This window comes from Archangium sp., from assembly GCF_036277355.1.
Lineage (GTDB): Bacteria > Myxococcota > Myxococcia > Myxococcales > Myxococcaceae > Archangium.
Genome location: NZ_DASUNC010000187.1, coordinates 1 through 12,017, shown reverse-complemented (window position 1 = coordinate 12,017; position 12,017 = coordinate 1). Strand labels below are relative to the sequence as shown.

Annotated in this window: 10 protein-coding genes; 7 read left to right on the top strand and 3 right to left on the bottom strand. The window is 71.5% G+C overall.

Going from position 1 to position 12,017, the window contains the following annotated elements:
• Positions 1 to 11: 11 nt before the first annotated feature.
• A complete protein-coding gene (locus VFZ09_RS46140) occupies positions 12 to 3,722 on the top strand; it encodes an FG-GAP-like repeat-containing protein (RefSeq protein ID WP_329734219.1) in 3,711 nt (1,236 codons plus the stop codon).
• A gap of 9 nt (positions 3,723 to 3,731) precedes the next feature.
• Here VFZ09_RS46140 and VFZ09_RS46135 read toward each other — a convergent pair whose 3' ends face one another.
• Positions 3,732 to 4,166 carry a CBS domain-containing protein gene (locus tag VFZ09_RS46135; RefSeq protein ID WP_329734218.1) on the bottom strand — a complete coding sequence of 145 codons (435 nt, stop codon included), beginning with the start codon at positions 4,164 to 4,166 and terminating at the stop codon, positions 3,732 to 3,734.
• Between the two features lie 158 nt (positions 4,167 to 4,324).
• On the opposite strand from VFZ09_RS46135, the gene VFZ09_RS46130 reads away from it, so the two are divergent.
• Positions 4,325 to 4,639: a PQ-loop repeat-containing protein gene (locus VFZ09_RS46130; protein WP_329734217.1), complete on the top strand. Its 315-nt coding sequence runs from the start codon at positions 4,325 to 4,327 to the stop codon at positions 4,637 to 4,639.
• Between the two features lie 45 nt (positions 4,640 to 4,684).
• On the opposite strand, the gene VFZ09_RS46125 is transcribed toward VFZ09_RS46130, so the two are convergent.
• Positions 4,685 to 4,999 carry a hypothetical protein gene (locus tag VFZ09_RS46125; protein WP_329734216.1) on the bottom strand — a complete coding sequence of 105 codons (315 nt, stop codon included), beginning with the start codon at positions 4,997 to 4,999 and terminating at the stop codon, positions 4,685 to 4,687.
• Positions 5,000 to 5,176: 177 nt separating this feature from the next.
• Here VFZ09_RS46125 and VFZ09_RS46120 point away from each other — a divergent pair, with 177 nt between their 5' ends.
• The 4 genes from VFZ09_RS46120 to VFZ09_RS46105 all read left to right on the top strand — a co-directional run bounded on the left by VFZ09_RS46120 (position 5,177) and on the right by VFZ09_RS46105 (position 9,451).
• Positions 5,177 to 5,650 (top strand): ferritin-like domain-containing protein, encoded by a 474-nt coding sequence (locus VFZ09_RS46120; RefSeq protein ID WP_329734215.1) that lies wholly within the window; start codon positions 5,177 to 5,179, stop codon positions 5,648 to 5,650.
• 101 nt (positions 5,651 to 5,751) lie between these two features.
• Positions 5,752 to 6,915: an acetylornithine deacetylase gene (gene argE / locus VFZ09_RS46115; RefSeq protein WP_329734214.1), complete on the top strand. Its 1,164-nt coding sequence runs from the start codon at positions 5,752 to 5,754 to the stop codon at positions 6,913 to 6,915.
• 146 nt (positions 6,916 to 7,061) lie between these two features.
• Positions 7,062 to 7,658 carry a hypothetical protein gene (locus tag VFZ09_RS46110; protein WP_329734213.1) on the top strand — a complete coding sequence of 199 codons (597 nt, stop codon included), beginning with the start codon at positions 7,062 to 7,064 and terminating at the stop codon, positions 7,656 to 7,658.
• 116 nt (positions 7,659 to 7,774) lie between these two features.
• Entirely contained in the window at positions 7,775 to 9,451 is a 1,677-nt protein-coding gene (locus tag VFZ09_RS46105) for a diguanylate cyclase (RefSeq protein WP_329734212.1), read from the top strand.
• A 96-nt stretch (positions 9,452 to 9,547) separates the two neighbouring features.
• Here the strand turns inward: VFZ09_RS46105 and VFZ09_RS46100 are convergent, their stop codons facing one another.
• A complete protein-coding gene (locus VFZ09_RS46100; RefSeq protein ID WP_329734211.1) occupies positions 9,548 to 10,861 on the bottom strand; it encodes an alkaline phosphatase PhoX in 1,314 nt (437 codons plus the stop codon).
• Between the two features lie 123 nt (positions 10,862 to 10,984).
• Between VFZ09_RS46100 and VFZ09_RS46095 the strand changes: the two genes are divergently transcribed.
• Positions 10,985 to 11,830: an OmpA/MotB family protein gene (locus VFZ09_RS46095; protein WP_329734210.1), complete on the top strand. Its 846-nt coding sequence runs from the start codon at positions 10,985 to 10,987 to the stop codon at positions 11,828 to 11,830.
• Positions 11,831 to 12,017: the final 187 nt, after the last annotated feature.

The window sequence follows — 12,017 nt, the reverse complement described above, 5'->3', positions numbered from 1 at the left end:
GCGCTCTCATCATGATTCGAGTCACCCGCGCGTCGCTCGTGCTCGCCCTGTTGTCGGCTGGCTGCATCCCGGAGGAGCCGCCTCCCGAGCCCCCTCCGGCGGTGGATCCCTGCGCGGGCCTGCCGCCCCTGGCCCTCTCCGCGAGCCCCACCCGCACGCGGGTGAATGACCCCGTCACGCTCACGGCCACGGGCGGCAGCGGCCACTACCGCTACCTCGTCGAGCCCGGAGGCTCCTCGGGAGAGATGCGCGGCTCGCGCTTCATCGCCGGGCTCACTCCCTCCAAGGACACGCTGGTGGTGGAGGACCTGCGCTGCCCCGGAGACGCGAGCGCGCAGGTGGAGGTGGTGGCGGCCTTCGACGTGGCGCCCGCGCGGGCCATGCTGAAGCCGGGCACGTCCTTCCAGGTGCAGGTGACGGGGCAGATGGGTGAGCCCGTCTTCTCGTTGGACAGGAGCGACGCGAACAGCACGGTGACGCCCTCGGGCCTGTACACGGCGGGCACGGGCACGGGTGTGGACCTGGTGCGCGTGCGTGACAGCCGCACGGGCGACGAGGCCCTGCTCCAATTCGAGGTCCGCACGGACGCGGTGCTGCGCGGAGAGCCGGCGCTGCTGGCGGTGCCCGCGGGCTCCTCGGTGGATCTGGCGACGGTGGGCGGCAGTGACCGCGTCATCTGGACGAAGGTGTCCGGCCCGGGCTCCGTGGCGGCTGGCCGCTTCCTGGCCGAGCCGGGTGCGAAGGGCGCGGCGGTGCTGGAGGCGGCGGATCCCTTCACGGGCCAGAAGGCCTCGGTGTCGGTGCGCGTGCTGGACGAGCTGACGCGTGACACGCTGCCGCACGGGCAGATCACCGACACGGCCGCGGTGGTGACGGCGGACTTCGACGGGGATGGGGTGCCGGACGTGGCGGTGGGCCGGCCGGAGAGTGATTTGGCCCGGCCCCAGGGGGGCGCGGTGCTCATCTTCAAGGGGAGCACGTCGGGCCTGCCCGCGCAGCCCACGTGGGTGCTCACCGGCGAGACGGACACGGCCCGGTTCGGCGACGGACTGGCCGCGGGAGACATCGACAAGGACGGGAGGGCGGAGCTGGTGGTGTCCTCGCCGGGCGCGGACGTCACCATCGACGGCTCGGGCGCGGTGTACCTGTACCGCTTCGGCACCAGCGGGCCGGAGCGCATCCGCCCGCCCCTCGCCGGAGTGGGCCGGGCCGCCTTCGGCACGGGCCTGGCGCTTGAGGACGTGGACGGAGACGGGGACCTGGACCTGCTGGCAGGCTCGCCCAACGGTGACCTGGCGTCCAGCGGCAGCCTCACCAACCGCGGCGTGGTGGACATCTTCCAGCTCACCCCGGGCCAGCCCGTGCCGGACCTGCCCACCCTCCGTCTGGGCGGCAGCGACCAGAGCGTGAGCGGCGCCGTGGAGCAGCGCTCCCGGACGAACCTGGGCCAGGCGGTGGTGGTGGCGGACCTCAACGGGGACGGACGGGCGGACATCGCGGCCCTGGGCAAGACGTCGCGCTACCGGGCGGACAACACCTCGCTGGGTGTCATCCAGCCCGCGGTGTCCGTGTTCTTCGCGCGCGCCGAGGGCAATCGCTTCCGCGCCTCGCCGGACGTCTTCGTGCTGCCCACGAACACCGCGGACGGCAACGAGGGCTCCTGGCGGCTGGGCACCCTCCCGGCCGAGGGGTCGCGGCCGCCGCTGCTGGTGGTGCTGCTGGACCGCGCGGACTCGCCGGACCTCCGGAGCACCGGCGGCCTGGCGGCGATGACGGACGCGGGCGGGGCGCTGCTCTTCGACGTGAGCACGTACGCGCCCACGGGCGAGCCCTCGGCCACGCCGCCGCAGCAGTTGCTCGCCAACGCGTATGCGCGGTTCTACGGAGACGCGAGCTCCATCGTGGCGGGGCGCGGCTGGGCCCTGGCGGACGTGGACGGCACGCCCGGCGTGGAGCTGCTGCTGGGCGCGCCCTACGCGACCGTCGGCTCGGGCACCACCTCGCTGCGCTATGGCGGCAAGGTGCTGGTGTACCCGCTGAAGGACCTGGCCCGGGGCACCGCCCTCAACAAGCCCGTCACCTTCCTGCCGGGCGTGGCGAAGTCGGACGCCTTCGGCGTGGGCATCGCGCCGTGGGCGCTGCCGGGCAACCCGGGGCTGGTGGTGTTCGCGGGCCGGGCCTCCGCGCCGGACGGGCGCGCCTTCACCGGACGGGTGGATGGTTTCGTGAAGGCGGGTGCCTCGTTCGCGGAGTGGGCGCGCACGAGCTACCTGGTGCCGGCGAAGCCGAGCGTGGAGCGCTTCGGCGAGGCGGTAGCGGTGTCGCGCGACGCGTCCGGGGCCGTGGTGGCGCTGGTGGGCTCGCCGGGCTTCCATGGCCCGGGCATCAACGCCGACGGTAACGACCTGTCGGCGGGCCGGGCGTGGACGTATGGCGCGGCCGGTGGCGCGGGCACGCTGGTGGCCGAGGGGACGAACTCGCCGCTGTACAACGGGCGCAACGTGGGCACGGACGTGGCCTTCACGGACTTCAACGGGGATGGGCGGGCGGACCTGGTGCTGGGCGCGCCGTCCTTCACCGTGCCCAGGACGGCCTCGAGCGCCACGGAGCTGGGCAACGCGTACCAGACGGTGCGGACCGAGTGTCTGCCCACGGGCTCCACCGACCTGCAGGCGGGCGGCGTGCTGGTGTCGCTGGCCCAGGCGGATGGCACCTACAAGGCCGCGTACCGGCTGTGGGCCATCGGCAACATCACGGAGAACTGCAGTGGCACCTGCTCGCGCGGCGGCATCGGGCGCGGGGTGGTGGGCGGCTTCGACCTCAACGGCGACGGTCTGCAGGACATCGGCGCGCTGCGCAACAACGGCTTCGAGCTCTTCCTGGGACGTGCGCCGGATGACGCCTCGCTGGCCAGGCGGACCATGGGGTGCGATCCCGTCTACTCCTCGCCCTTCTTCGCGCAGACGACCTCGGTGCCCGTGGCGCTGGGGGACCTGAACGGGGATGGCTGCCACGAGGTGGCGTGGCGCTACTCGGATGGCAGCACGCGCTCGGGCGTGGCGGTGCTGTTCGGCTTCGACAAGGGCGGCGCCCGGTGCGGTGGACGCACCACGGCGAAGCTGGTGCGGCTGGCGGCGGACCCGGAAGTGGGGATGAACTACCTGGGCCTGGGCCTGTCCATCGCCCGCGTGGGCCGCGTGCTGGGCAAGACGGGCGCGGACTACCTCGCGGTGAGCGCGACGAACGTGCCCTACAACGGCGTGACGCAGCCGGCGGTGATGCTCTTCGACACGGAGAAGCTGAAGGACGCCTGGCTGGGCACGTCCGGCAAGGACGTGGTGGGCGCGATGGAGGCCGCCGTGCAGCCGCAGATCGTGGTGCACCGCACGCGGGCGGTGGGCTTCGGCTCGGCGCTGGCCGGCGGGGTGGACCTGACGGGTGACGGCGCGCCGGAGCTGGTGGTGAGCGCACCGGGCGCGTCGGTGGCCTCGGATGGTGGCGGCGCGGTGTTCGTGTACGCGGGCGGGCCGAACCTGGCCGGCGCGCTCACGCCCATGCTGACGCTGACGGGAGACGTGGCGGAGCGCTCGGGCTTCGGCACCGACCTGGCGCTGCTGGCGGGGAGTGGCAGCTCTCCGCCCACGCTCGTCGTCGGCGCGCCGCTGAGCTACCGCACCGGCACGCAGAACGGCACGGCCTTCCTGGTGCCGCTCGGCTTCTGAGCGGGGCCCTCAGTGCGTCATGGAGGAGGAGGGCTCGGAGATGCCTTCGAGCACGCGGCCGGCGAGCCGCTGGTCCTCCATCTCCATGGCCAGGTCCCCCAGGGAGACGATGCCGATGAGCCGCTCGCGCTCGTCCACGACGAGCAGGCGGCGCACCTGGAGCTCCCTCATCTGGTGGGCGACGTCCTCCACGTCCTCGTCCACGGAGCACGTCTGCACGTTGCGCGTCATCACGTCGGCGACGGAGGCCGTGCGCGGGTTGAAGCCCAGGGCCAGTCCTCGCACGACGATGTCCCGGTCGGTGAGGATGCCCACGACGCGCTCGCCCTCCACGACGGGCAGGGAGCCCACGTTGAGCAGGCGCATCATCTCGGCGGCGGCCATCAACGTCGTCTCCGGGTGGGCGGCGACGGCGTCCGGAGTCATCACGTCGCGAATCTTCATGGGACGCACCTCAGGGCTGGATGTGGATGCTTCGCAGGGGAGGGTGTGTCCGCTCCGGCGTGGTTGCCGCGTATTCCGCATTCCCTGCCCGTGACTGGACGCCCGCCCTCCAGGCGGAAGGGCCTCGCGCGGCCGTGGGCGTGCGCATCGTTGAGAACATGGGGAGCGAAGCCATCGGCTGGTTCAGCTCGTTCGTGCTCGTGCTGACCATCGCCCAGCAGGTCTACAAACAGTGGCGCTCGGGCAGCAGCCAGGGCGTGTCCAGGTGGCTCTTCGTGGGGCAGCTCACCGCCTCCACGGGCTTCACCCTCTACAGTGTGCTGGTGGACAACTGGGTCTTCGTGGTGACCAACGCGCTGATGTTGCTCAGTGCTCTGCTGGGGCTCGCCATCGTGCTGAAGCACCGGCGCGCGGAGCGGCGCAAGTCCCAGCCCGGCCCGGCGCCCACGGGCATGCGCCCCGCGAGGGCGTGAGGGCCCCCAGGCGCCTCCCGGGGGAGGGGCAGGGGGCCACCGGGTTCAGCTCACCGGCTGCGGAGACATCTGGCGGGTGAGCTCCTCGGGCGACTTCAGCAGGGAGGGGTGGCCGCCGTGCTGGACGCGCTGCTCCTCGTCGAGGGGCGCGGAGAACGTCTTGGCGATCTTGTTGTAGGTCCCGAGGATGAGGATGGTGGGGGCCCACTGGCCGACGAAGTTCGCCCACGTCTTGCGCCCGCTGATCATCAGGAGGGCGCTGGCGGCCATGCACCCGATGGCGACGCCGAGGAAGCCGATGGAGGGAATGCGCCGCGTCTGCATCTCGACATGGGTGGTGACCGCGTCTTCGTTCTTCATGTTCCAGTGCCTCCACTGGGAGAGAGGTGTGGGGCAAAGGTGCGCACGGGGGAGGACGCGGAGCGGGTGAGCCTCCCCGCCTGCTGTCCGGGCGGGCGCCGGGGCGGTGGGGTTGGCCGTGCGGGCGGGTCCGATCAGATTGCCGGGGACTCTGAGGCGAGGGGGCGGGGAGGAGACATGGGTCGCAAGTCCGAGGTGGAGAAGCTGCGGAGCCTGGCGCAGATGGATGTGGACGCGGTGGGGGCGTACGACGCGGCGATCGCGCGGGTGAAGGAGCCGTTGGTGCGCGAGCGGCTGAACGACTTCCGGGTGGACCACGTGCGGCATGTGCAGGACCTCAACGCGTTCATCCGCCAGTTCGGGGGCGAGCCGGTGGAGTTGCGGCCGGACCTGAAGGGCGCGGCGATGAAGGGCCTGACGGCGATGACGAGCATGATGGGGACGGAGGCGGCGCTGGTGGCGATGCTCGGCAACGAGGAGTTCACCAACCGGGCCTACGAGCTGGCGCTGAACTTCGAGTGGAGCCCCGCGGTGCGCTCGCTCATCGAGAAGAACCGGCGGGACGAGGAGCGGCACATCACGTGGGTGAAGGACGCGGTGCGCCAACGCCCCTGGGTGGTGGCCGACGAAGGCGCCGAGGTGCAGGCCTAGGAGAAATCCCCGCTCCCCCTGGGAGAGGGCCAGGGTGAGGGTCTACATTCCGGTGCCCACCCCGCGCGGAGCGCGGAATCCCGAGCCCCGGAGGCCCCACCGTGAGTGACACCCTGCCCGAGCTGCGCGAGACGTTGAGGGAGCTGGTGGCGCTGGACACGACGTCCACGCGCCCCAATGCGCCGCTGGTGGACCTGGCGGGGGCACGGCTGGAGGCCGCGGGCTTCCAGGTGGAGCGCGTCACGTACCGGGACGGGGCGGGGGTGGAGAAGGTGAACCTCGTGGCCGTGAAGGGCGGAGGCGGCGAGGAGCGCGCGGGGCTGGCGCTGGTGGGGCACACGGACTGCGTGCCGTACGACGCGGCGTGGACGGACGCGCTGCGGCTGACGGAGCGGGACGGGAAGCTGTACGGCCGGGGATCGTGTGACACGAAGGGCTTCATCGCCTGCGCGCTGTACGCGGCCACGCACTTCACGGGGAAGCTGAAGGCGCCGTTGATGGTGCTGCTGACGGCGGACGAGGAGCTGGGCTGCGAGGGAGCCAAGCACCTGGTGGCGCTGGGCAAGGGGCGGGCGAGGCACGCCATCGTGGGCGAGCCCACGAGGCTGGTGCCGGTGCGGGCGCACAAGGGGTACTGCCTGGCGGAGGTGGAGGTGCGGGGGCGCGAGGGGCACAGCGCGTACCCGGACGAGGGCGCGTCCGCCATCTTCCGCGCGGGGCGCTTCCTGCAGAAGCTGGAGACGCTGGCGCGCACGCGGCTGCGCGAGGAGCGGGACGAGTCCTTCGAGCCTCCCTTCACCACGGTGAACGTGGGCCTCATCAGCGGGGGCAAGGCGCCCAACGTCATCTCCGGGGCGTGCCGCTTCACGGTGGAGTGGCGCCCCATTCCCCGCCAGCCGAAGGAGCGGGTGTTGGAGCTGCTGGAGTCCATCCGGCACGAGCTGGTGCGCGACGAGCCCGGCTACGAGGCGCGCATCCAGCTGCTGCGGGCGGAGCCGGCGGTGGACACGCGGGCGGACGCGGAGGTGGTGCGGGTGCTGGCGGAGCTGTCCGGCAACGCGCCCATCACGGTGCCCTTTGGCACCGAGGCCCCGCAGCTCACGGAGCTGGGCGCGCAGGCCGTGGTGTTCGGCCCGGGGGACATCCGCGTGGCGCACCAGACGGGCGAGTACGTCCCCCTGGAGGATCTGATCCGTTGCGAGGCGTACCTGACCCGCGCCATCACCCACTTCTGCGGCGCGGCGGTAGCGGGAAACCCCTATTGAGAAGCCCTATTGAGGGGTCAACGTGTACCCGGTCACGTGTCAAGACGTACCCGGTCACGTGCAGAGGGAAGAAGGCCGGACTTGTCTGCTTTCCGGCGTTGGGTGTTACAGTCCTGAAAGGTAGGGCCACGGGGAGGGGCCGCGACATGCAATTCGTCCCTTTCGAAGAGGGCATCGAGGTCAAGGGACATGCGGTGAAAGCGGTCGTGGATGGCTTCAGCCACTTCGCGGTGCTGGGGAGCGCCTACCTGCTGGACGAGGGCATTGGCACGCCCACTGCCCAGGGCCTGGCACACCTGGAGCTGGAGGGCTGGTACCCGCAGCGCTCCTGGTTGCTGTGCTTGCAGCAGATCGGCAAGCAGGTGGGGGACGGGCTGCTGATGCAGATCGGCATGGCGATTCCCCGCAGCGTGCGGTTGCCGGAGAGCATCCGCGACATCCACAGCGCCCTCAAGACGGTGGACGTGTCGTACCACCTGAACCACCGCAAGAATGGCCGGCCCATGCTCGACCTGGAGACCGGGCGGATGGAAGAGGGGATCGGCCACTACGGCTACGAGCCGGTGCCGCGGCAGCGGAAGATCATCAGCCTGTGCGAGACGCCGTACCCCTGCGCGTTCGACCACGGCGTGCTCACGGGCATGGCCCAGCGCTACGAGTCGAGTGCACGCGTGGTGCATGACGAGACGAAGCCGTGCCGCAAGTGGCGGGGCGATCGCTGCACCTACGTCATCACCTGGTGAGGGGGGCTTCCCCAGCAGGCAGGGGAGGGTGTCCGGGAGGGAGCAATTCCCGCCCCCCTCCCTCCCTCCCTCCCTTCCACCTGATAGCCTGAAGGTCGGCAGACAGATCGGATCCCATGGCAGCGCTCAATTCCCTCGGAACCACGGGCCGCATCCTCCTGGTGGATGACAGCCCCATCGCACTCGAAGCCATCGGCTCCCGGTTGATGGAGAGCGGGCTGGACGTGGTGATGACCACCTCGCCTCGCGAGTCCCTCGGGCTCGCGACCGAGGGCCCCCAGCCGTTCGATCTCCTCATCCTCGACGTGATGATGCCGGAGATGAATGGCCACGAGCTGACGCGCCGTCTGCGCAGCCACTCGCGCACCAGCAACACGCCCATCCTCCTGCTCACCTCGCTGGACTCCACCGATGACCGGGTGAATGGCCTGGTGGCGGGCGCCGACGACTTCTTCACGAAGACGGCGCCGGACGCGGAGATGCTGGCGCGGGTGCGCTCGTTCATCTCGCTGGGGAAGATGCGCGCCCAGCTGCAGGCGCAGCACGAGGCCATGGCCCGCGTCATGCGCGAGCCGGACGCGCCCACCCCTCCCCAGGCGCGGGTGGAGATCGTCCACCACATGCCCGTGGTGAGCGAGCGGCTCGCCCGGGCCCTGCGCGGCACGCCCGTGGGCGGCGAGTTCCAGCTCACCCAGCGCGCGCCCTCGCAGCGGCTGGGCACGTCGGACGCGGATCTGCTCATCGTCAGCTACCCGGTGGCGCTCGAGGGGGAGCAGCCGCTGCTCAAGCGTTTCGGCTTCGACGAGGAGGCGCCCGCCCTGCTGGTGGTGGACGAGGTGGAGTCCACCTCGCGGCGCGTGCTGGCGTTCGACGCGGGCGCGGACGACTACCTCACCCTGCAGACGCCCATGGCCGAGCTGGCCGCGCGTCTGGCCAGTGCCCTGCGCCGCCAGCGCCGCCAGCGCCAGCTGCGCACCTCGCGTGACCGCGCCATGCTGGTGGCGGTGACGGATCCGCTCACCGGGCTGTACAACCGCGCCTACTTCCACGAGGCCCTGGGCGTCGAGTTCCGCCGTGCCCAGCGCTACAAGCACCCGATGACGCTGGTGCTGCTGGACCTGGACCACTTCAAGCAGGTCAACGACAACCTCGGCCACACCGCCGGGGATCAGGCGTTGCGCGAGGTGTCCCTGCGGCTGCGGCAGACGGCGCGCTCGACGGACGTGGTGGCCCGGCACGGAGGCGAGGAGTTCGCGATGATCCTCCCCGAGACGGACCTGGAGCACGGGTTGATCGCCGCCGAGCGCTTCCGGGCCGCGGTGGACGGGGCCACGGTGCACGGCGCCCGGGGCGGCAGCCGCGCGCTCACCATCAGCGCCGGAGTGGGTTGCTACCCCGCGCACGCCACCTCCATGTCCGAGCTCATCGAGCTCACCGACGCGGCGCTCTACAACGCCAAGCGCCAGGGCCGGAACCGGGTGTGCCCGGTGACGGTGGGCGCGGAGCCCGCCCACGTTCCGGCTCCGGCGCCCGCCGCCAGCGCCACCAACACCGTCCTGGAGCGGCTGCGCCGGCTCGTGGCGGAGGACGTGGAAGGTCCGCTCACCGCCACGCGCACGGCCGCCCGCATGTTGCATGAGGCCTCCGCCCCCGGAGACGCGCTGCACATCCTCACCACGCAGCTGCGCAGCTCCTCCGACGAGGTCCGGCAGGAGCTGCTGCGGGTGATGGACGATCTCTCCCGGGCCGTGCTCGACGCCGGCCGGGTGGGCGGCTCACGCGACCACAAGTGAAGGGATATATCCCCTCTCCCCCCGGGAGAGGGTCGGGGTGAGGGTGTCTGTCCCTGTTCTCCAACCCGGGAAGTCGACGTGACTTCCTGAAGGGACTCAGAGCCCCGTGCCGGTGTACCGCTGGAAGGGGCCGGTGATGACCAGGGTGAGGCCGTCGCTCTGCATGTTGGCGAAGAGCGCGCGCCCATCCGGAGAGAAGCACACCCCGGCGAACTCGCCCTGGGAGAGCGCGTTGCGCGCGAGGTTCCTCACCTCTCCGGAGGGCGTGAGGATGCGCAGGTGCTCGTCGGGCCTGCGCGGGTCGTCTCCGTCCTCGGCCATCACCACGTCGCCCCAGGGAGCCACGCAGATGTTGTCCGGCATGTCGAGCAGGCCCCGATCCTCCGCCTGGGCCAGCAGCCGCAGCGTACCGCCCTGCGGCCCCGAGGCCGTGTAGCGCCAGAGCTGCCCGCCGGACTCGGGGCCGCCCGTGGTGGCGCAGAAGTAGAGGGCGCCCTCGTGGAAGAAGATGCCCTCGCCCCGGCGGAAGAGGGCGGCCCCGCGGCCGGCACCCTGTGCGCGCAGGGAGTCGTCCTGGGCATCCGGGCGGGGCATGTCCACCCAGTCCACCTGGAAGGTGTCGCCCGGCCGGACGCGCGCGTTCATGTCCCGTCCGGGCTCAGCCTCCACGCGCAGGGCCTGCAACCGGCCCCGCGACTCCGGCCCGAGCCGCTCGCCCGGGCGCTCCGGGACGAAGCGGTAGAGGCAGCTGTCACCCCGGTCCTCGGTGAGGTACGTGACGAAGGTGGTGGGGTCCACCACGGCCGCCTCGTGGTTCATCTTGCCGAGCGCGGGAATGGGCACCGCGTCCCGCACCTCGCTGGCCGCCGGGTCACAGAGGAAGACGGAGCCGTGGCCCTCCTTGACGGTCTCCTCGCAGGTGAGCCAGCCCCACGGTGAGGCGCCACCGGCGCAGTTGCGCGCGGAGCCCGTGAGCACGAGGTTGCTGGAGACGCGGGTGAAGGTGTTGGCGTCCACCACCACGCGCGTCACACCGCCGGGGTTGCCGCCCTGGGGCCGGTACGCCTGGGGTGGCACCGGCTGCCCGGGGAAGTACGGGCCCATGTTCTCCTGGCCCGCCTCGAGCTCGTGGTTGCGCATCAGCACGAGGGTGTTGCCGCCCTCGGGCCCGGCGAAGCAGCCCATGCCGTCGGGCTGTCCCGGGACGCGGTAGCCATCGCTCATCCGCTCTCCCCGGCGCTCGAGGATGCGGTAGCGGAAGCCCTCGGGCAGCTCCAACACGCCGTCGGGGTCCGGCAGCAGGCCTCTGCCGTTCTCGGGAAGAGTGCAGCGGCCCAGCACGAAGGGCAGCGCGAGGGCCGTGCTCGCCTTGAGGAAGGAGCGGCGGTGGAGGCCGCGCGGATGGCTCATGGCGGGGAGAAGAGCGAAGCGCGAGGCCCACGTCCAGCGGCGGGGGAGCGGGCGCTTCCCGCTCGCCAGGCGCCCGTGGAGGGGTATGATTGCTGCTCAAACTATATTCCAGGAGGACGGGACATGGGGAAGAAGCTGCTGGCACCACTGTGCGCCTTCGTGCTCGCCACGGGGTGCGTGCCGCAGGGCAAGTACGACGCGGCGATGCAGAGGGCGCAGACGCTCGACGAGCAGTTGCAGGAGGAGAAGGGGGCCCGGGCGGCGGCGGACGCGAAGGTGCGCCAGCTGGAGGAGCAGGTGAAGGGGTTGGAGGAGAAGGTGGCGGGGCTGGAGCAGGACCAGGCGGCGCTGAGCACGCGGCTGAACACGGCGGAGGCGCGGTTGACGGCGGGCGCGGCCGAGCGCCGGGCACTGGAGCAGAAGAACGCCGAGCTCACCGCGCTCAACGAGGAGCTGGCCAGCTCCCGGCGCAAGCTGGCGGAGGCGAAGGAGGCGCTGGAGAAGCGGAGCGCCGAGTACGAGAGCCTGGCCAAGAGCCTGGAGAAGGAGATCTCCGAGGGGAAGATCGAGCTGTCGGAGCTGAAGGGCCGGATGACGGTGAACCTGAAGGACAAGATCTTGTTCGCCTCGGGCTCGGCGCGGGTGGGCAAGGAGGGCCAGGATGCGCTGGCGAAGATCGCCGAGGCGCTGAAGGGGGTGCAGGGGAAGATCATCCGGGTGGAGGGGCACACGGACGACGTGCCCACGGACCCGAAGGGGCCGTTCCCGTCGAACTGGGAGCTGAGCCTGGCGCGGTCGATGGCGGTGGTGCGCTCGCTGCAGGACGCGGGGGTGGACCCCACGGTGCTGTCGGCGGCGGGCTATGGCCCGTACCAGCCCATCGCGCCCAACGACTCGCCGGAGAACCGCAGCCTCAACCGGCGCATCGAGATCGTCCTGGCACCCGGGGCGGCCACGGCCGGCCGCTGAGCCGGGCCCTCGGAGGAGGTCCCAGCCGGGCGCGGTCTTCACGAACTTGTCCAACAGTTGGAGTGCGCCAGGCGAAGCCTGGGTGAGGAGGAAGCGATGTAGGAGCGGAAACTTCACGAAGGGACCCTGCGGGTTCAAACCCCGCCCGGCAAAGGAGGCCGCCAGCCGGAAGCGAGTCTTGCGTGGT

What these genes read in the sequence shown, in the direction of transcription:
- VFZ09_RS46140 (WP_329734219.1), top strand. Translation starts at nt 12, where the DNA reads ATGATTCGAGTCACCCGCGCGTCGCTCGTGCTCGCCCTGTTGTCGGCT.
- VFZ09_RS46135 (WP_329734218.1), bottom strand. Translation starts at nt 4,166, where the DNA reads ATGAAGATTCGCGACGTGATGACTCCGGACGCCGTCGCCGCCCACCCG.
- VFZ09_RS46130 (WP_329734217.1), top strand. Translation starts at nt 4,325, where the DNA reads ATGGGGAGCGAAGCCATCGGCTGGTTCAGCTCGTTCGTGCTCGTGCTG.
- VFZ09_RS46125 (WP_329734216.1), bottom strand. Translation starts at nt 4,999, where the DNA reads ATGAAGAACGAAGACGCGGTCACCACCCATGTCGAGATGCAGACGCGG.
- VFZ09_RS46120 (WP_329734215.1), top strand. Translation starts at nt 5,177, where the DNA reads ATGGGTCGCAAGTCCGAGGTGGAGAAGCTGCGGAGCCTGGCGCAGATG.
- VFZ09_RS46110 (WP_329734213.1), top strand. Translation starts at nt 7,062, where the DNA reads ATGCAATTCGTCCCTTTCGAAGAGGGCATCGAGGTCAAGGGACATGCG.
- VFZ09_RS46105 (WP_329734212.1), top strand. Translation starts at nt 7,775, where the DNA reads ATGGCAGCGCTCAATTCCCTCGGAACCACGGGCCGCATCCTCCTGGTG.
- VFZ09_RS46100 (WP_329734211.1), bottom strand. Translation starts at nt 10,861, where the DNA reads ATGAGCCATCCGCGCGGCCTCCACCGCCGCTCCTTCCTCAAGGCGAGC.
- VFZ09_RS46095 (WP_329734210.1), top strand. Translation starts at nt 10,985, where the DNA reads ATGGGGAAGAAGCTGCTGGCACCACTGTGCGCCTTCGTGCTCGCCACG.